Source organism: Acetobacteraceae bacterium (genome assembly GCA_039613835.1).
Lineage (GTDB): Bacteria > Pseudomonadota > Alphaproteobacteria > Acetobacterales > Acetobacteraceae > Sorlinia.
The window spans coordinates 1,760,343-1,780,187 of sequence record CP154827.1 but is presented as its reverse complement, the minus strand read 5'-3'; the positions used below and the strand labels follow the sequence as shown (position 1 = coordinate 1,780,187).

Sequence of the window (19,845 nt, the reverse complement as noted above, 5' to 3'; positions counted from 1 at the left end):
GTTCGAAACGGGAGACAAGATGACGGACGTAGTCGTGGTAGAGAGCCCGGCCAAGGCGAAAACGATCAATAAATATCTCGGCGGTGGCTACACGGTGCTGGCGTCGTTCGGGCATGTGCGGGACCTGCCGCCAAAAGATGGAAGCGTCCGGCCGGATGAAAATTTCGCGATGGACTGGGCGACGGATGACCGCGGCGCCAAGCATATGGGCGATATTGCGCGCGCCCTGAAATCCGCCAAGTCGCTCTATCTCGCCACTGACCCGGATCGTGAGGGTGAAGCGATTTCCTGGCACGTTCAGTCTGTGCTCACGGAGCGCAACCTGCTTAAAAATATCAGTGTGCAACGCGTCACCTTCAATGAAATCACCAAATCGGCGGTGCAGCGGGCCATGGCTACTCCCCGCACCCTGGATCAGCCGCTGATTGATGCTTATCTCGCACGTCGCGCGCTAGATTACCTCGTCGGATTTACGCTGTCCCCGGTATTATGGCGCAAACTCCCTGGAAGCCGCAGCGCCGGGCGCGTCCAATCTGTCGCCCTGCGGCTGATCTGTGAGCGGGAAGCGGAAATTGAGGTCTTTAAAAAGCGGGAATATTGGAGTGTCAAAGGGCTTTTTGAAGAGAAATCGGGGCAGGAATTTCTTGCGCGTCTGACCCATCTTCATGGCAAAAAGCTCGAACAATTTGACCTTGAAAATGCGGAAGCCGCTGAGGCGGCACGCGCCCTTATCGCGGCAGGTCGGTTTTCCGTTTCGGATGTTGAACATAAAAAGCTCCGTCGTAACCCGTCACCACCCTTCACTACCTCAACATTACAGCAGGAAGCCTCACGCAAACTGGGGATGAGTGCGCAGATCACCATGCGCACCGCCCAGCAGCTTTATGAAGGTGTGGATATTGGTGGTGAGCATGTCGGGCTCATTACCTACATGAGGACGGATGGTGTCCAGATGGCGGCTGAAGCCATCAGCGCCATACGGGGCCATATCCTCGACAGTTTCGGGAAGCAATATCAGTCTGAAAAGCCGCGCGTTTATTCAAGCAAGGCGAAAAATGCGCAGGAGGCGCATGAAGCGATCCGCCCGACCGATGTTCGGCGTCGCCCGGAAGATGTGGCGCGCCACCTGAATCATGATCAATCCCGCCTCTACGAGCTCATTTATAAACGCGCTGTCGCGGCCCAGATGTCCTCTGCCGAGTTGGATCAGGTTTCCGTCACCTTGACCGACGGGCAGAATAACGTGACGATGCGGGCAACGGGGACGACCATCGCTTTCGACGGCTTTCTGCGACTTTATCGCGAGGGTCGAGACGATATCGCGTCAGAGGATGATGAGAACCGGCCTTTCCCCCCCATGACGAAGGGCGACCCGATCCAGACGAAGGACGCCCAGACGGAGCAGCATTTCACGCAACCGCCCCCCCGTTATTCCGAAGCCAGTCTCGTCAAGAAAATGGAGGAAATTGGGATTGGGCGTCCTTCAACCTACGCCTCCATCCTCTCCGTTTTGCGGGATCGCAGCTATGTGCGGCTTGATAGCCGGCGATTTGTCCCTGAAGATCGCGGAAGGCTGGTGACGGCTTTCCTGACATCGTTTTTCGAGACCTATGTCGATACGGATTTCACCGCCAAGCTGGAGGAGCAGCTTGACGATATTTCGGATGGCCGGGCGGACTGGCATGATGTCATGCGCGCTTTCTGGAAAAATTTTTCCCACGCCGTGGATCAGACGAAAGATCTGAAAATCGCCGACGTGATTAATGCGCTGGATGAAGATCTCGGCGCTTACTTCTTCCCACTTCGGGAGGATGGGGAGGATCCGCGGCAATGCACGGCTTGCGGGTCAGGGCGTCTTGGGCTGCGGCTCGGAAAGTTCGGGGCTTTTATCGGTTGCTCCAATTACCCGACCTGTCAGTTCACGCGTCGCCTCATTGCTGAGGATGGCGCTGAGGCACCGAGCCTGAAGGAAGGCATCCGCCATCTGGGCATGGATGCCGAGACGGGAGAAGAACTGACAATCAGGCGCGGCCCTTACGGGCTTTACGTCCAGAGGGGAGAAGCGGACCCTGCGGATAAGAAGAAAAAGCCCAAACGCGTCGCCCTGCCAAAGAATGTCGATGCCGAGACGCTGAGCCTTGAACAGGCCCATGGCTACATCTCCCTGCCCCGCAAAATTGGCCCCCACCCGGAATCCGGCGAGATGATGGAGGCGGGTCTCGGACGTTTCGGCCCTTTCATAAAAATGGGCGGCATTTATGCCACGCTTGGCAAGGATGATGATGTTCTGACGGTTGGCGCCAATCGTGCCGTGGATTGCCTGGCCCAGAAACTGGCCAGCATCCGCAACCTTGGCAAACACCCCAAAGATGATGAAAGCGTAATGGTCCGCAAGGGTCGGTTCGGGCCGTATGTGCAGCATGGGCAGATCATCGCCACCCTGCCGCGCGGCAGTAACATGGATGATGTCACGCTTGATGAGGCTGTGACCCTCCTGGCTGAAAAGGGGAAACCTTTAAAGGCCCCTGCGAAGAAAGGCGTCAAAAAAGCGGCGCCCAGCGCCAAAAAGCCAGGTGCAGACAAAAAAGCGACGGCCAAAACCAGGAAAAAGGCGGCAACCAGCGCGGCGCCACGGAAGCGCAAGGCGACCAAAGCCAACCCGGAGGGGGGGGGGCGGACGCATCGTGATGGGCCGCCACGGCCTGTGCGCTTCTGAAGGGCCCGCGGCAAGCCGCATTTGCATTGCACGAAAAATTTTTTACACTGTATAGTGTTTGGCTGTATTTCGGTCTGCAAGGTCCTTTGCCCTGAAACCCTTCAAAGCATCCTTTGCACAAAATGCACGGCCTTTATGCAGTGCTCTTTTCTGTGCATGGCTTGTCTTGACGCCGATCCAGGTCAGGGCGGATGAGGTTGTGACCCTCAATCAAAGCCTCGTTGCCAGTGTCATTGAATCCGCCCTCCGCTTCATCTATCCGCGTACCCTTGAACCACAGGATTTCAAGACTTTCTGTTTTTGGGGACTGGATGGCCTGATAGCCATCGACCCTTCCATTTCCCTCACCATTCTGCCCGGTGATGGCAAGACATCGCAATCTGTCAGAATGGATATGGGTCAGAAGAAAATCGCCAGCTTTACCCCGCCCAATGGCGCGGATTTATCGAGCTGCGTTCAGTTTACCATCAAGGCGTTCAATACGGCCTGGGCGCACTCAAAAACTTTGCGCGCCGCCGGTCAGGAAGCGCTTATGCAGAGTTTCTTTGATGAGCTCTTCAACCATCTTGACCCGTACTCCCGCTATGTCGGGCCTGACCCCGCCGCCGATGATCGGCGGGAGAGATTAGGGGATGAGGGCAATATTGGTGTGACATTGGGCCTGTCACATGATGCGGTCATTATTTCATCCATCAACGCCAATGGTCCGGCCTGGTCCGCCGGGCTTGATGCGGGGACGTATCTTCTGGCCGTCAACGGGCAGCGTGCGAAGGGCGAGAATCTGGACGAGATTGCGTCAATGCTGCAAGGCCCCGCCGGGCGTGCCATCAGGCTCACCCTGCGTAAACCTGGTGAGGCCGCATTTGAGCAGGAAATCCGCCTTCAACAGGTCCCCCCGCAAACCGTCTATGTCGAGGTCCGAAACCGGGTAGCGATTTTCCGGATTACGGCATTCTCTTCCGATACAGCGGAGGAGCTCAGCCAATATCTTGATCAGGCCCTGATGGAAGATAAAATCAGAGCCCTCATTCTGGACTTGCGGGGAGATCGCGGCGGCGTCCTTCAACAGGCCGTGACAGCGGTTGCGCTGGTCCTGAATCATGGCATTGCCGTGGTCACAAAAGGCCGGGACCCGCAGGCCAATCACATCTGGACCGTGCAGGGCGGCGATATGACGCAAAATCTGCCGATCGCCATCCTCGTCGATGGACGCACGGCCAGCGCGGCGGAAATCCTTGCCGCTGCGCTGGCTGACCATCGGCGCGCCGTGGTGGTTGGCAGCGCCACTTTGGGTAAAGGGCTGGTGCAGGCCGTTGGGCAGATGCCAAATAAGGGTGAAATCTTCGTGACGTGGAGCCGCGTGCTCACCCCTTTAGGTTGGCCCCTTCAGGGCGTAGGCATCATCCCCCAAATCTGCACCTCGCGTGGCAGCGCCTATTTGCAGGAGCAATTATCGGCTCTTCAAACCGGCCACTTGCTGAATGAAAGTCTCATCCGCGTTTCACGGGATTTACGCTACCCTGTCCCTGTGCCACGTATCCTTGAAATCCGGCGTCAATGCCCCGCGGCCTTAGGGACGGATGCCGATCTGGATATTGCCAGATCCATTGTCACGCATCCCCTCCTTTATAAAGCAGCGTTGCGGGCGATACCCGATATTGACGCGCCGAATACTCAGCTTCCCTGATCGATCACATGAGATTAAAAACAGAATTCTGGATTCGCACCCTGATACGACAGCAGACGCAGTGCGGCAATATCGCAACAATTGTCAAAAAAGGTGATATTGATGCCGGCACGCCGTACACCATATTGATCGACAGAAACCGAAACATTGCGGTATTGAGGTAACTCGCACTCTCAGATGGTTGGGAGCGACTGCCCATGGCGAGTCAGGGTGATCTTGACTCGTTCTTCATCCGTCAGGAGAAATATGATCCGGGTCTCTGGATATTGGAGCTTGAAACCTCTGTTGTTTCTGACCCGATTGAAAAAGAGCTGACAACCCGGCATGGATCATCCGACTGACATATGGCGGAGGACAAGGCTGATTCCCGCTGCATGGCGGGAAAAGTTTCCTTTAATCCGGATCATGATACAGGGTTCGTGGCCCTTCACCATGATGCGAACTCTTGGGCGCGCTGCGTCTTTTAACACAACAATGATCCCCCACAGGCCGAGGTGATCACCGAGCACGGAGAACATGCGATGGCAACCTGGACCCGACACGATAAGCTAAACGGGTCATGCGCCGTTAAATTTCTGTCGCGCACCTACGGGAAACGCGCTTACATGCCCCGTCGCCATCGCCTGGCAGGTTTCGCGCTCGGCCTGATTTTTTCCATCGGAACCATCTGCGTTGCGAAAGCCCAACCTGTGACCGGACTTTATATAAACGGTGAGGGCGGGGCGACTTTCAATCAGGATCAGGTCAATCGCAGTTCTCCCAGTTTTCCGGTCGGACGCGATAAATATGATGTCGGCGCGGCAGAGCTGGGCTCGGTCGGTTGGGGCTTCGGCAATGGGTTCCGCGTTGAAGTTGAAGGCAATTACCGGGACAGCAATCTCGGCTATTATCGCAGCAACCATGGTTCCCCGGTCACAAATGGCGGTCAGAAAGTTTATGGCGCCATGGCCAATGCATTATTTGACATGGATCTGGGGAAAAATTGGATCTTCCCTTATTTCGGCGCGGGTATTGGTTATGCGTGGCAGAGAAGCGACTTCAATATCGCCATCCCGTCACTGGGTTATAACCAGCATGTTGGCGGCACATTCGGCAATTTTGCCTATCAGGCTATTTTTGGCCTCGCCTTCTCGGTCCCGCACGCGCCGGGCCTGTCTCTCACAACTGAATATCGTTTCATGACGATGCTGGGGCCGCAAAGCCACCATGGCCGCGCAAATGGCGTGCTGACAGATGCTGGCTACATGCCGGGCGCCGTAGCGGAGGGAAATCGCTCAACCACGACTTATTTCAATCATTCCGCCATGCTGGGGTTGCGTTATGAGTTCAACCCGCCGCCACCGCCCGCGCCGCACGTGGATACGCCAATTCAGGCACCCGGCCCTGCCCCGGCACGCACCTATCTTGTCTTTTTCGATTGGGACAAAGCCGATCTCTCAAACCGGGCGCGCGCGGTTATCGAAGCTGCCGCCCAGAATGCCTCAAATGTTGGAGAGACGCGTATCAAGGTCAATGGCTATACGGATAATAGTGCAGGCCACCCGGGCGCGCGGGGCAAGGCCTATAATATGCAGCTCCCCCTCCGCCGGGCGCGTGCGGTCAAATCTGAGTTGATCCGCGATGGTGTGGCTGAGCGCACGATCGAAACCCCCGGTTTCGGGGACGCGGACCCTCTCGTGCGCACGAAGCTGAACACGCGTGAACCGCAAAATCGTCGCGTCGTCATCATCCTTGACTGAACATAAGGCGTAAGGATTGGCAGGCGCGCCCGCTCCATCGCGGGCGGGTCAATTAAACGAGGTCGGTGAAGAGCGACGTCGAGAGATATCGCTCTGCAAATGAGGGGATCATCGTGACGATGACCTTCCCTTTATTTTCCGGCGCCCGTGCGAGCTCCAACGCGGCGGAGAGGACTGCACCGGATGAAATCCCGATCGGAATGCCTTCCACCCGCGCGCATAGACGCGCCGCCGCAATGGCCTCCCGCTCCGAAACGGTTTTAACCCTGGTCAGGAGGCACGTGTCGAGTATATGCGGGCAAAAACCAGGCCCAATCCCCTGAATATCGTGCGGACCGGGCCGATCACCATGGAGAACGGCGCTTTCGGAGGGTTCGGCGCCCCAAAACGTCATCCCGGGTTTTCGCGCGCTTAGAGTGCGTGCGATACCGGTCAAGGCGCCACCCGTTCCGAGACCTGCGACAACCATATCCACCTGGCCCTGCGTGTCGGCCCAAATTTCTTCTGCCGTGCCACGGGCGTGGATATCGGGGCTGGACGGGTTGTCAAACTGCCTGGGCATTCAGGCATCTGGCAGTGAAGCCACAAGCTCACGTGCACGGTCTATCGCGCCGGCCATGCCGCGGGATGAGGGCGTTAATTCCAGATGCGCGTTCAGGAGACGCATCATCTTCCGACGTTCCGTGGAAGCGCTTTCCGGCATGGTGACAATCAACCGGTAACCCCGCGCCGCCGTCACAAGGGCAAGCGATATACCCGTATTGCCGGAGGTCGGCTCAATCAGCACCGTGCGCCCGGGCGTGATCAGACCCTGCGCCTCAGCGTCCTCAATCATTGCCAGGCCAATCCGATCCTTGACCGATCCGAGCGGATTGAAAAACTCGAGTTTGAGAAGGATCTGCGCGTGGAGCCCTTCCTTCTGTTGCAGACGCGGCGCCGCGACGAGAGGCGTTGCCCCCACTGTCTCAAGGATTGACCCGTAAACCTGCCCATGCATGCGAGGCCCCTGCCTGCGCCCCGAGGCGGACTCAGCCGCATTTTTAATCGCGATCCGAGATGCCGGTCCTTGACCCGATGACATAATAACCTCCCGCGTATGACTCGATAACGCTATTTTAAAATACGATGTAAAACTGTTATATATAATCCAGCCATTCGGAGGAAATTTAAAATGTATCTGCGATGTGACAGAGCGATGACGGCAGTCACCGTCATGCTGGACATCGCTTTTCACACGGGGCGCACGGACCTCGTCAGCGGCGTCGAGCTTGCGGAGCGCACGGGCCTGGCACGTCGCGGGATTGAACCCGTTTTGCAGACATTATCCCGCAGCGGCCTGCTGGAGAGCGTGCGCGGCCCTAAGGGCGGCTACCGCCCGGGACGGGCGCAGCGCGATATCTCACTTGATGATATCGCGCAGGCCGTCCTGCTTGATGAGCCTGCACCGATGGATGAAGCATCCAACCCTCTTTTCCGGGAAGTTATTGCCCCATGCTGGCAGACACTTGACCTCCGGATGAAAAAAGAAATGGCGGAGATCTCATTGGAGGAGCTGATCCGTCGCGCGGAGAAACGCGGCCTGCGTCGACCGGTTGAGGAACCGATTACCTTTTCAATTTAAGACCGTAGCCCCGCCTGACCTCCGGTGTTGCAGCCGCGCCTGGCGTCACAGGGACGATGGGTGTGGCCTGGACGTTCACCTTGACGTCAAGGGCGACACGCGGCGCATCAATTGACGGAATCAAAATGACGGTAAAAGCATCATCGCCTGCATAAGCGGTGTCGGCGCGATAATTCAGGTAGGTCTGGCCCTCATAATTATAAATCAGCACCTTGCCCTGCTGCGGATGGGGCACGACGCCGAAAGACGCGTAACTGCCGCCCTCCGGCTTTTTAAGGGTGAGGGTGCAGAAGCCGTCATCGCTTCTTACCGTCATCTCAGTTGACAGTTTACGACCGCCTTCCTCAGCCTTGACCGGGGTAAGCTGACATAAAGCCGATTTTTTGAGATTGCCATACGGGTCAGGTGCGATAAGACGTGCCGGCAGAAGCGGCCGATGACAGGCCGCGAGCACGGCAGACATCACGACGAAGCCTAAAACCTTTTTAACACGCAGCAAATTTTTAACTCCCTTCTTGGACGACCGACTATGGTGGGGTCGGCCATGCGTTCATATGACGGATCGTTTGCACAGGAATAATCGGAAAAACGAAAGCTCGCCGCCAGCGTTTCTCCTCCAATAATCCCAGGAAGTGACGATGTGCCCACCTATCCATTTCAATGCAAGCGCTCAAATGCAAAAATGGGTTTATTTTGCGCCTTGTCCGTCGTAATTCTTTCCGCATTCGTCCCGGTCCCTCGCGCCTGAACGCGCCCTTACAATTCCATCTGGAGAAGTTGTCATGAAGCCACGTCACGTTGTCAAAATCTTCAGACAAGCGTGCGGCTTAGCCGGGCTTTTTCCCGCCGCCCTTCTCTTTATTTCTCCGGTCGCGCAGGCCGCCGCCACTTGTGGTGAGTCGCCCACGCATGAGGCTTTCAATGTGCAGGGTCTTAAAAGTGAACTGATGGTGACGGCGCTCTCATGCAGCGCGCAGGATCGCTATAATGCGTTCGTGACGAAATTCAGGCCGAAACTGACGGAGGAGGAAGGACGTCTCGATCGCTATTTCCGGAGCAATTACGGGCGGGCCGCCAGTTGCCAGCGTGATGATTACGTGACCCAGCTCGCGAATGTTCAGTCCAAAGGTGGCGTGCACGCTGGCACTGTTTTCTGTGCACAGCGTATGCAGATGTTTGATGAGATCGACGCCCTCAAGGATGGAGAGGATCTCTCGCACTATGCGGAAGGTAAAGACATCGCCCAGCCGGAATCTTTTGAGTCATGCAGCGGCCCGCGTAACACGACAACCCGCGCGCAGCAGCATCGTCGCAGACGCAGCGCGAAACATTGACATGATGGTGACGAGACCGGCCGCGCGCCCTGACATGCAACGCCCCAACGCCGAAGCACGATGATGAGCGACGATCTCTTCCCTGGTCAAAGCCCTGAGCGCCCGAAACGTGATCGCGCCAATAAGGCGGCGAGCGCCTATAACGCCGCACAGATTGAAGTGCTGGAGGGGCTGGAGCCTGTGCGCCGGCGCCCCGGCATGTATATTGGCGGCACGGATGACACGGCCTATCACCATCTGGCCTCCGAGATCATCGATAATGCGATGGATGAAGCTGTCGCCGGTTTTGCCGACGTGATTGAGGTCAGTCTCGAAAGCGCCGATACGCTTTACGTGCGCGATAATGGGCGCGGCATCCCCGTCGATGCCCATCCGAAATTCAAGGATCGCTCCGCTTTGGAGGTGATTTTCACAACCCTCCATGCCGGGGGTAAATTTTCGGGCAAAGCCTATCAGACATCGGGAGGTTTACACGGTGTCGGCTCATCCGTCGTCAATGCGCTTTCCTCCTTTCTGCAAGTGGACGTCACGCGGGACCGTGCTCTCTGGCGGCAGGTCTATGCGCGGGGCGTCCCCCAGTCAGCGCTTGAGAAAATCGGCAAGGCGTCGGGGCGCAGCGGCACCGCGGTGCGTTTCACGCCGGATCCTCAGATTTTCGGCAATCTTGGTTTCTCAGCCGATCGGCTTTATCGCCTCTGCCGGTCAAAAGCGTCGCTTTTCCGCAATGTCACGATCCATTGGAAGGTAGCTGCGGAAACCATCAGAAAAGGGGACGACACGCCGGAGACGGACATCATCCATTTCCCGAATGGTCTGGCGGACAGTCTCGTTACGGAGCTTGAAGCGCCGGAAACGCTGCTGGCCCCGTTATGGGCGGGCGAGGCGCAACTCCCGAAATCCGCCAATGGGGAGGAAAGTGGCCGGGTTGAGTGGGCGATCGCTTTTATCTCTCGCGGTTCGGCCGCCATCGCGTCCTTCTGTAACACCATCCCGACCCCTCAGGGCGGCACGCATGAGATCGGCCTCCGCGCCGCGCTCCTGAAGGGCTTCCGCCATTGGGGTGAGCAGCGCGCGATGAAACGCGCTGGCGTGATCACAGCCGATGACATTATGGGCATGGTCGCCAGCAAGCTCTCCGCCTTCATCCGTAACCCGCATTTTCAGGGTCAGACGAAAGAGAAATTGACAACGCAGGAGGCCGCGCGCCTCGTTGAGGGGGCGTTACGCGACCGGATTGACTATTGGCTGGGCGGTAACCCGGCACAGGCAGATCAACTCCTCACCGCGATTGTTGAGCGGGCTGAAGACCGGCTTCGACGGAAAGAAAACCGGGACACGCTGCGCAAAAGCGCGACGCGTCGCCTGCGTCTTCCCGGCAAATTGACGGATTGCACGCGGGAGAACGCAGCGGAGACCGAGATCTTCCTCGTCGAAGGAGATTCCGCCGGTGGGTCCGCCCGTCAGGCGCGGGACCGTGAAACCCAGGCCGTATTGCCATTGCGCGGCAAAATTCTGAATGTCGCCTCCGCCACGGCCGAAAAACTGCGCGCCAATCAGGAATTGAAAGACCTCGTTGAAGCCCTCGGCGCCGGGATCGGCGGACAGTTTGATTCGGGAAAGCTGCGTTATGGCCGTGTCATCATCATGACGGATGCCGACGTCGATGGCGCGCATATCGCCTCCCTCCTGATGACTTTCTTCTACCGCGAAATGCCCCGCCTGATCGAAGGCGGCCATCTTTACCTTGCGCAACCGCCGCTTTACCGCCTGACACATGGCCCCAAGACCGTTTATGCGATGAATGATGATGATCGAGATCGATGCATCAAGCGGGATTTTAAACCAAATGCGCGCGTTGAAATTTCCCGCTTTAAAGGTCTCGGTGAAATGCCGGTGAACGATCTTAAAAAAACAACAATGGACCCTCGCCACCGCACAATGCTTCGTGTCATTGTCCCACGGGAAGACGAGTCTCTGACTCGCAATCAGGTGGAGAGCCTTATGGGACGGAAGCCGGAGCTGCGCTTTCAATTTATTCAGGAGCGTGCGCGTTCCGTTGAGATGCTTGATATCTGATGCGCCTCCTGCGTTTCGGTCAGAAGTCACGGGGATGGTCACGTGTACAGGCTGTACTCGCCCTTGTTACCGGAATGTCATCTTTCGAGATCGGCGCGGCGATGGCCAAAAATCTTTTTGGCACATTTTCCGCCGAGCAAATGGTGGGGCTTCGCGTCTGCCTGGCGTCTGTCATGCTTCTCATCCTGGTGCGGCCGCGCGTTGAATATCTGACCCGCGCCAATATCAGGCTCTTCATTCCTTATGGCGCGGCCATGGCGATGATGAACCTCTTTTTCTACATCGCGCTTAGCCGGATGGCTTTGGGCCTCGCCGTCACAATCGAATTTATCGGTCCGCTTTCACTGGCTCTGTTTGGCTCACGGCGTTGGATGGATATATTCTGGGCGTTGATCGTCATGATCGGCCTCTTCCTGATCCTCCGGCCTGATAGGTCCTTCCATAATGTCGACCCGATCGGTGTCGCCGCCGCCTTATGCAGCGCTGTCGGTTGGATTATTTACCTTCTCGCCGGGACGCGCGTCAGTAAAGCCGTGCCCGGCGCGCAGGCCGCGGCGATTGGCATGAGCTTCGCCGGTATCCTCCTCCTGCCCTGCTTCGTGATCGCCCTCCCTACGGCTTACGCCAACCCTTCAGCAAGCCTGACCGCGATATGGATCGCCGTGCTTTCCTCCGCGATCCCTTATTTGCTGGAAATCATCACGATGCGTCGCCTCAACCCGCGTGAACTGGGCATTCTTTTGAGCCTGGAACCAGCGTTCGGCAGTTTTTCCGGGATTATATTCCTCGGGGAGGCTCTTTACCTCTCCCAATGGATGGGCATTATCTGCGTGATGGGCGCTTCAGCGGGTAATGTCCTGTTCCGGAAGGGCAAATCACCGTCCGGCGCGAAAAAATAGGACGAAAGTTCAGCTGCGCCTTACCGCCGACCGAAGAGGCGTTCAATTTCATTCTTACTGAGCTTCAGCCAGGTTGGACGCCCGTGGGAGCAGGTATTAGCGCGGGGTGCGGCCTCCATCTGCCGTAGAAGCGCGGACATTTCTTCAGCATGAAGACGACGGCCTGACCGAACACTCCCGTGACACGCCATTCTTGCGATCACCGCATCGATCCTGCGTTCAATCGCGACGGCCTCTCCCGGCGTCGCCAGCGCGTCATCCGTCAACTCCTCGGACAGATCGCGGATCAGCCCCGCAGCGTCCGAACCTTGCAGCAGCACCGGAATGGTTCTCAGGACAAGGCCGTCCACCCCGAAACGATCAATTTCTAGCCCGAGACGCGCCAGAGATTCCGTGTAAGACATCATGGCATCGAGTTGAGGCGTGGAAAGGGAGATGATTTTCGGCAGGGGGAGGCGCTGCGTCCTGATCTGCTCCTCCGACCATTGGCGGAGGAGGTGCTCATGCGTCAGGCGTTCATGCGCAGCATGTTGATCCACGAGGACGAGATCCCCATCATCCGCCACGGCGATGATATATGTGTCGAGAACCTGCGCCACCGGCGCACCGAGCGGGTGCGGTGCGACATTATCCTCGGGCGTGGCATCCTTCGGGTGGGGAAGCACCCGCGCTGACGGGCGGAAACCCTCATTGCCATCCGACATACCGCCCGACCGGATGCTGCCGCTCGCGAGTTGCGCTTCAATATCCGCAACGGTTAAGGGCGTCATCACTGTCCCGACATCGCCCGGCGGCGTGGGGTAACGGAGGGCGCGCGCGGGGCTTTCATGGTGCGCCATGCCGAGTCGACCCTGATAGGGCATCGGGTCAAGGCGGTGCGATGCGGCGCCCTCTCCAAGTGGGCCATCCGGGCGCGGCATCTTATCCTGCGGGTAGCGTACGTCGGACGCCCCCCGCAACTGGGCATGATGGCCGGATTGCCCGGCCCCCAAACCCACAGCGCGTTGGAGAGCACCAATAACAAAAGACCGCACCTCCTCCTCCCGCGCAAATCTCTATTCCGTTTTCGCGGGATGGACATTGACGTCCACTTCCTCAGACGGAAGGTCCAGAGATAATGCGAGGATGGGAAAGCGCCCGGCCTCAATCAGCGGCCGATAAGCGACGCGGATCGCCGTTTTAAGAAGCGGGTCATTCACGGCACGGCCATTGACGGACATGAACTGCCCGGAAGCCGTCGCTCGCGTGGCGGCGGGACCGCAGATGAAGCCGCTGAGATGCATCGCATCACGCTGCTCATACAGGACGCAAAGCCCCTCACTTTCGCCCAGAATGGCTTTCGCGCGCGCTTCAGCCGATTGCGTGGGCAGGTCGATAATGACACGGTTATCGAGACTGAATTTGATGGCGCAATGCGGCGTTGACAGCGCGATGCGGCGCATCACCGCCTCAGCATGGCCGCTTTCCACTCTTGCAGATTTGAGGAATTTCCGCCGGGCGGGGGTCGCGAAAAACAAATCCTCTACCACGGCACGCGTGCCGAAAGTCCCGGCTGCGGGGGCGGGCGGGGTGATCTGGCCGCCTTCAACCCAGATGGCCCAGGCCGTATCCGCATCCGGGACACACGACACAATCAAAAACCGTGCACTCGCACCGATGGACGGCAGGGCCTCCCCGCGGAAACCAAGCGTGCGGATATGTGAGAGATTGCCGTCCGATAATTTGGAAGTGCAATGACGTTCAAGGGCCAGAGTCATGTCATCTGCCGTCATACCACAGCCATTATCCTGCACTTCAATGCGGTCCGCCCCGCCACCATTGAGAGCGACCTGGACTTCCGTCGCGCCGGAATCAACCGCGTTTTCAACGAGCTCTTTAAGCGCCGCGGCGGGTCGTTCAATCACCTCACCTGCGGCGATCAGGTCCATCACATGATTGGAGAGGCGGCAGATCTGAGGGCGGTTCGGCGCGGATGGGGCGTCATACCGTTGCGACCTCAGAAGACGCCAAGAAATCCCTTGGAGGACGGTTTGACGCGGGTCACCCCCTTTGCCGGATTGCGCCCCATAGCTGACGCGTCCCGAATACGGCGGTTTTCAGCCTCTCCATCAACAACGGCGTCCTGTGGCCGACCCTTCCAGAAGAGGATCTGATCCGCAAGGTCACCATTATAGCCCTGCAATTCCTGCCCCGCCTGCGGGTTGGACGCCGCCTCATCCAGATTTTTGACGAGATCACGCTGCCCGGCACTACCCTGACTGACGCCACGGCGTAACGCCATTTCAGGCGCCAGCATCTCAAGCGCCTGCATACTGGCCGAGTCATTGAGCTTGCGCCCGCCCTCTCCAGGTAGGTTGAGATCACTCCCTGGCGGCATGGAAAGGGGCGGCTGCGTCGTGACGGTATATTCATCCGGCATTGAGCGCTCCAGCCCGAAGGCACGTGACAGCTCAGAGCCGGAACAGCCCGGTAACGCCACCAGCACACCAGAAACAGCAACGAAGCGTTGCACGCGGAGGATCATTTGCTTTGCCATCGTGTCAAACCTTACGCGTTAGCCTGTGACTCGACAAGGGATTCAAGCATCGCATCGTGCCTGTCGATCTAAAATTAAGCGGTCCAGAATCCATAACGCAACACCGACATCAATGGCCATATCTGCAATGTTGAAAACAAACCAATTCCATCCCCCAGCATGCAAATGGATGAAGTCCACAACCGCGCCCAGGCGCAATCGGTCCATCACGTTGCCAATGGCGCCGCCCGCGATCATCCCTGCGGCGATCGCGACAAGGCGGCGTGGTATCGTCATCATCACGTAAATAAGGACGGCCGCAGTCAGAAGCGCAAGGGAACTGAAAATCCACGGCGCCCACTTCCCCAACCCGCCAAACATGCCGAACGTCACGGCCCTGTTCCACACCATCGTCAGGTTGAACCATGACAGGATGGGCACGGAGATCTTCTCAGGCAGGTGGTAAATATAGAGAATCCAGTATTTACTGGCCTGATCAGCGAGGAGGATGATCAACCCCGCCACGGCACCGCCCAGGACATGACGCTCCGTCGTCGCATTTTGCTGTATCGGCAACAATCCGGACATCAGGCGGCCCCAGTCACTACGTCGGTACATCGCAGGCACAAATGCGGGTGATGCGTGTCCGTGCCGACTTCAGGCAGCACGCGCCAGCATCGCGCACATTTTTCGCCGCGCGCCACGCTGATTGTGGGGATGCCATGTTGCTCCGTCACGCCATCCAAGGCAGGCGCCTCGTCCGTTGCATCCAGATAAATCGGTGCGGCATTCATCTGGATCATGATTTCCACTTCAGAGACGATGGCCAGCTCGCTCCAGTCGACTTCACCGAAAACCGCGTCCTCCTGCGGCGTCAGGGGCAGGTTGATGCGCGCTTCCAGGGAGGAAAGGATCAACCCGTCACGCCGCGCCACTTCAAGCTCCGACGTGATGACGCGCCGTAGACCGCGTAATTTGCTCCAGCACGCGCCCAATTTTTCATCGTACCATGACGCATCCGGCTTAAAGAAATTCTGGAGATGCACGGACTCTTTGCTGCCGAAACGGGCCGTCCATGCCTCTTCGGCCGTAAAGACAAGGACCGGCGCGAGCCACGTTGAGAGGGCGCGGTGCAGGATGTCGAGCACTGTCCGCGCCGCGCGACGGCGGGGGGAGGCGGCGGCATCGCAATAAATGACATCTTTGCGGATATCGAAATAAAATGCCGACAGGTCATTGGCGCAGAATTGATGGAGGAAAGGGTAGACACCCACCCAATGATGGGTGCGCACGGCATTGGCCAGCACATCATGCACTTCACTCAGACGGTGGAGGATATAGCGCTCCAGATCAGGCAGGTCCGCGTAATCCTGCTTCTCTTTTTCTGTAAATCCATCGAACGCGCCAAGCACCCATCGCAACGTATTGCGCAGACGTCGGTAAAGTTCGCCCTGCTGCTTCAGGATCTCCTTACCAATCCGAAGGTCCTCATGACTGTCGGAATTCGCGACCCATAACCGCAGAATATCCGCCCCGAGGGATTGCGTCACTTCATCCGGCGCGACGACATTGCCCAGAGATTTGGACATTTTACGTCCCTGCTCATCCAGAACAAAGCCATTCGTCACCAAAGTTTTGAAAGGCGCATGTCCCGTCGTGCCGACACTTTCCAGCAGGGAAGACTGAAACCAGCCACGATGCTGATCCGAGCCTTCAAGGTAGAGATCTGCCGGGGCGTTCAGGCGCTGGCCTTTCAGCACGAAACTATGGGTGGACCCGCTTTCAAACCATACATCGACAATATCAAAAACCTGCTCGTAGAGAGCCGGATCCCGCTCCGGCCCGAGGAAGGTCGAAGCCGGTTCCGTGTACCAGATATCCGCGCCATATTGCTCGAACGCCGCGACGATGCGCGCCATCACCGCCGCGTCCCGCAGCACCTCGCCCGTTTTCTTTTCAACAAAGACAGCAATGGGCACGCCCCAGGCGCGCTGACGGCTGATGCACCAATCCGGGCGCTGCGCCACCATGGAGGTGAGGCGGTTGCGCGCGGCGGCGGGGACAAAGGTCACATCCTGCAACGCCTGAAGCGCGCGCTCACGGAGCTTCGTGTCGCCATCCATCTGGATAAACCATTGCGGCGTCGCCCGGAAGATGATCGGCTTGCGGGAGCGCCAGGAATGGGGGTAACTATGCTCAATCGAGTGCTGCGCCACCAGACCGGCCGGCACAGCATGGGCGGTGATGGATTTTCGCATGACGCGAGATAGGGCCGTGCAAACGGGGCCTGCGGCCTTAAAGACGTGTTGCCCAGCAAAAAGCGGCACATTCGGGGCGTAAGTGCCGTCATCCTGGACGTATTCCGTCACTTCCAGCCCGAAGCGACGGCCGAGCTGATAATCATCCACGCCATGGGCCGGTGCTGTATGGACGAGCCCCGTCCCCGCATCTGTCGTGACGTAATCAGCGGATAGCAGAGGCACGTCAAAATCATAACCTTGCCCATGCAGGGGATGCGCGCAAATGACGCCCTCCAGCAATTCCCCAGCTACATACCGATCAATTTTATATTCGATGATGCCGGCCTGACGGCTGAAATCCTCGAGACGTGCTTCCGCGATGAGGAGTTTCTGCCCGGGCACGACCAGACTATCCTCAGCGCGCGCAACGACTGAGATGACGACATAATCAATGTCACGTCCAAAGGCGATCGCGCGGTTGGCGGGGATTGTCCAGGGTGTGGTCGTCCAGATGACACATGCTGTCTCCAGCAATTCCCGGTGGGGGGTGGGGTCGTGGATGACCGGGAAAGCGACGTAAACTGCGGCGGAGGTGATGTCGTGATATTCGATCTCGGCCTCGGCGAGCGCGGTTTTCTCAACAGGGCTCCACATGACAGGCCTTAGCGCCCGGTAAAGCGCGCCATTCAGCAGGAATTTACCGATTTCTCCCACGATGGCCGCTTCAGAGGCGAAATCCATGGTGGCGTAGCGGTTTGCCCACTCCCCCTGCACGCCCAGCCTCTGAAATTCCTTTGACTGTACCTCAAGCCAGTGCCGTGCATATTCGCGACATTCCGCCCGGAACTGGATGATCGGCACATCCTCCTTATGGCGGCCCGATTTACGATATTCTTCCTCAACCCGCCATTCAATCGGCAGACCATGGCAGTCCCAGCCGGGAATATAACGGACATCCCTGCCGGACATTCGTTGCGCGCGATTGATGATATCCTTGTTGATCTTGTTCAGCGCATGGCCGATATGGAGATGCCCGTTCGCGTAAGGCGGGCCGTCATGGAGTGTGAAGACGTCTTTCCCCGCATGTCCGGCGGCAATACGGGCATCAAGCCTGGATTTCTCCCATTGGGCCAGCAATTCCGGCTCACGCGTCGGGAGGTTACCGCGCATGGCGAAGCTGGTCCGCGGCAAAAAGACAGTGTCGCGATACTGGTCTTTCAGGTCGTGCCCAGATGATGAGCTGTTCTGATTTTCGCGCATGATGATCGTCATTCGGGCAGGGAAAAGAGCGCTCATCTATGCGCAATCGGGACGGTTGCGGTCAAGCCCGTTCTTGTAACGGGGCGCGTCCTGCGGGTCTCGTCAACGCATCCGGATCGCCATCATTGTAAAACCTTTCGTGCGCCGGTTAAGATCGCGGGTGAATGTCGGGCTGTATTTCTGGAGATATCATGTCGAATCGCATCATTGTCACCGGCGCGGCGGGCTTTATTGGCAGCAACCTTGTCAGGGCGCTCAATGCACGCGGCTATAAGGATGTGATCGCCGTTGATCATCTGAAGCGCGGTGAGAAGTTCCAAAACCTCCTTTCGCTCGATCTCTCCGATTTCATCGACAAAAAGGGTTTCTACACCCGTTTTCGGACGGGAGAGTTTGATGATGCGAAAGCCATTTTCCATCAAGGCGCGTGCTCGGACACGATGGAGCATGATGGAAGCTACATGGTGGCCAATAATTATGAGACAAGCCGCCTGCTTCTTGAAAGATGCGGCATGACGGAGACACGCCTCATTTATGCCTCCAGCGCCGCGACCTATGGCGTGTCAACAGAGTTTTCTGAAGACCCGGTTTTTGAGAAGCCTCTGAATGTCTATGGCTATTCCAAGCTGCTTTTTGACCGCATCGTGCGCAAATCACTCCCAGGGAGACGGGCGCAGCTTGTCGGTTTAAGGTATTTCAATGTTTATGGCCCGCATGAACAGCATAAAGGCCGGATGGCCTCGGTTGCCTATCACAATTATCAACAATTCATCTCGGATGAGCGCGTCAGACTCTTCGGCGCCTATGGGGATTGCGCGGCGGGTGAGCAGAAGCGGGATTTCCTGTTTGTGGAAGACGCTGTCGCCGTCAATCTGTGGTTTTTTGACCATCCGGAAAAAAGCGGCGTGTTCAATCTCGGCTCAGGCGAGGCGCGCCCTTTCAATGATGTCGCGGCCTCCGTCGTCAACACAATGTTGCAGATCAGCGGCAAAGAACCGATGAGCCTCGACGCGCTGGTCCGGTCTGGCCTCATTGAGTACATTTCTTTTCCGGAAAGCCTGAAGGGGAAATATCAGTGCTTCACCCGCGCTGACTTAACCGCTCTGCGCCGCATCGGGTGCGACCACGTCTTCACGTCCGTCACGGAAGGTGTGCAACGTTATGTGCGACACCTCCATGACGCACATAACGCACTTTAACGCGATACCGCCTGACGGATCAGATCAGCGACATCATCGCCAGCGCCCGGGGGGCTTTTCTGGATCGGGACGGAGTTATTAATCGGGACACGGGTTACACTCATCGCATTGAGGATCTCGTCTTCATCCCCGGCGCTATCCGCGCCATTGGGCGCCTCAATCAGGCTGGCTATGCCGTCATCGTCGTGACCAATCAGTCGGGCGTGGCGCGCGGCTATTTTACGCCGGGCGCGGTTGAGGATTTCCACGCCGCCATACAGGCACGGCTTAACGAAGATGGCGCGCATATTGATGGGTTCTTCTATTGCCTCTACCACCCTGACGCCAGCCTGCCGCAATATCGCCGTCACCACCCTGATCGTAAGCCCGCCCCGGGGATGCTCAACAAAGCCATCGCGCAATTTGATCTGGATCGCGCGCGCAGCTTTCTTATCGGTGACCGTCAGACGGATATTGAGGCCGCCCGACGTGCGGGGATCGCCGGTTACCTTTTTGATGGTGCGGACCTTGACGCGTTTTTACGCGCTCTGGACGTGGTTCGGCAACAAGGTTAGAAGAG

At 57.8% G+C, this 19,845-nt stretch carries 14 protein-coding genes and 2 pseudogenes; 10 read left to right on the top strand and 6 right to left on the bottom strand.

Going from position 1 to position 19,845, the window contains the following annotated elements; genetic code table 11:
* Positions 1 to 19: 19 nt before the first annotated feature.
* The 4 genes from topA (at position 20) to AAYR33_09845 (ending at position 6,142) form a co-directional block, all read left to right on the top strand.
* The gene (gene topA / locus AAYR33_09860) at positions 20 to 2,716 is read left to right on the top strand and encodes a type I DNA topoisomerase (protein ID XAO71245.1); all 2,697 of its coding nucleotides are present in this window, start codon (positions 20 to 22) and stop codon (positions 2,714 to 2,716) included.
* A gap of 166 nt (positions 2,717 to 2,882) precedes the next feature.
* Positions 2,883 to 4,403 carry a S41 family peptidase gene (locus tag AAYR33_09855; protein XAO71244.1) on the top strand — a complete coding sequence of 507 codons (1,521 nt, stop codon included), beginning with the start codon at positions 2,883 to 2,885 and terminating at the stop codon, positions 4,401 to 4,403.
* 197 nt (positions 4,404 to 4,600) lie between these two features.
* Complete coding sequence (locus AAYR33_09850; protein XAO71243.1) at positions 4,601 to 4,744, top strand: hypothetical protein; 144 nt, start codon at positions 4,601 to 4,603, stop codon at positions 4,742 to 4,744.
* Between the two features lie 180 nt (positions 4,745 to 4,924).
* The gene (locus tag AAYR33_09845; protein XAO71242.1) at positions 4,925 to 6,142 is read left to right on the top strand and encodes an OmpA family protein; all 1,218 of its coding nucleotides are present in this window, start codon (positions 4,925 to 4,927) and stop codon (positions 6,140 to 6,142) included.
* A 52-nt stretch (positions 6,143 to 6,194) separates the two neighbouring features.
* Here the strand turns inward: AAYR33_09845 and cysK are convergent.
* A pseudogene (cysK, locus tag AAYR33_09840) lies at positions 6,195 to 7,139 on the bottom strand (cysteine synthase A).
* Between the two features lie 174 nt (positions 7,140 to 7,313).
* Between cysK and AAYR33_09835 the strand changes: the two are divergent.
* Positions 7,314 to 7,763, top strand: coding sequence for an Rrf2 family transcriptional regulator (locus tag AAYR33_09835; GenBank protein ID XAO71241.1), 450 nt, complete (start codon positions 7,314 to 7,316; stop codon positions 7,761 to 7,763).
* On the opposite strand, the gene AAYR33_09830 is transcribed toward AAYR33_09835, so the two are convergent.
* Positions 7,747 to 8,262 carry a hypothetical protein gene (locus AAYR33_09830; GenBank protein XAO71240.1) on the bottom strand — a complete coding sequence of 172 codons (516 nt, stop codon included), beginning with the start codon at positions 8,260 to 8,262 and terminating at the stop codon, positions 7,747 to 7,749. The two genes, AAYR33_09835 and AAYR33_09830, sit on opposite strands and share 17 nt — an antisense overlap.
* Before the next feature lie 283 nt (positions 8,263 to 8,545).
* Between AAYR33_09830 and AAYR33_09825 the strand changes: the two genes are divergently transcribed.
* The 3 genes from AAYR33_09825 (at position 8,546) to AAYR33_09815 (ending at position 12,072) form a co-directional block, all read left to right on the top strand.
* Positions 8,546 to 9,097: a hypothetical protein gene (locus tag AAYR33_09825; protein ID XAO71239.1), complete on the top strand. Its 552-nt coding sequence runs from the start codon at positions 8,546 to 8,548 to the stop codon at positions 9,095 to 9,097.
* A 63-nt stretch (positions 9,098 to 9,160) separates the two neighbouring features.
* Positions 9,161 to 11,173, top strand: a complete 2,013-nt coding sequence (locus AAYR33_09820; protein XAO72463.1) for a DNA topoisomerase IV subunit B — start codon at positions 9,161 to 9,163, stop codon at positions 11,171 to 11,173.
* Positions 11,173 to 12,072, top strand: a complete 900-nt coding sequence (locus AAYR33_09815; protein ID XAO71238.1) for an EamA family transporter — start codon at positions 11,173 to 11,175, stop codon at positions 12,070 to 12,072. The genes AAYR33_09820 and AAYR33_09815 overlap by 1 nt, the downstream gene beginning before the upstream one ends.
* Positions 12,073 to 12,092: 20 nt before the next feature.
* On the opposite strand, the pseudogene mutL reads toward AAYR33_09815, so the two are convergent.
* The 4 genes and pseudogenes from mutL to ileS all read right to left on the bottom strand — a co-directional run bounded on the left by mutL (position 12,093) and on the right by ileS (position 18,087).
* Positions 12,093 to 14,072: pseudogene (gene mutL, locus AAYR33_09810) on the bottom strand (DNA mismatch repair endonuclease MutL).
* A complete protein-coding gene (locus AAYR33_09805; protein XAO71237.1) occupies positions 14,069 to 14,608 on the bottom strand; it encodes a DUF3035 domain-containing protein in 540 nt (179 codons plus the stop codon). The pseudogene mutL and the gene AAYR33_09805 overlap by 4 nt, the downstream one beginning before the upstream one ends.
* 42 nt (positions 14,609 to 14,650) lie before the next feature.
* The gene (gene lspA / locus AAYR33_09800) at positions 14,651 to 15,175 is read right to left on the bottom strand and encodes a signal peptidase II (GenBank protein ID XAO71236.1); all 525 of its coding nucleotides are present in this window, start codon (positions 15,173 to 15,175) and stop codon (positions 14,651 to 14,653) included.
* Positions 15,175 to 18,087: an isoleucine--tRNA ligase gene (ileS, locus tag AAYR33_09795; GenBank protein XAO72462.1), complete on the bottom strand. Its 2,913-nt coding sequence runs from the start codon at positions 18,085 to 18,087 to the stop codon at positions 15,175 to 15,177. Before ileS ends, lspA begins: the two co-directional genes overlap by 1 nt.
* Before the next feature lie 191 nt (positions 18,088 to 18,278).
* On the opposite strand from ileS, the gene rfaD reads away from it, so the two are divergent.
* Positions 18,279 to 19,286, top strand: a complete 1,008-nt coding sequence (gene rfaD / locus AAYR33_09790) for an ADP-glyceromanno-heptose 6-epimerase (protein ID XAO71235.1) — start codon at positions 18,279 to 18,281, stop codon at positions 19,284 to 19,286.
* 11 nt (positions 19,287 to 19,297) lie between these two features.
* Positions 19,298 to 19,840 carry an HAD family hydrolase gene (locus tag AAYR33_09785; protein ID XAO72461.1) on the top strand — a complete coding sequence of 181 codons (543 nt, stop codon included), beginning with the start codon at positions 19,298 to 19,300 and terminating at the stop codon, positions 19,838 to 19,840.
* Positions 19,841 to 19,845 lie beyond the last annotated feature (5 nt).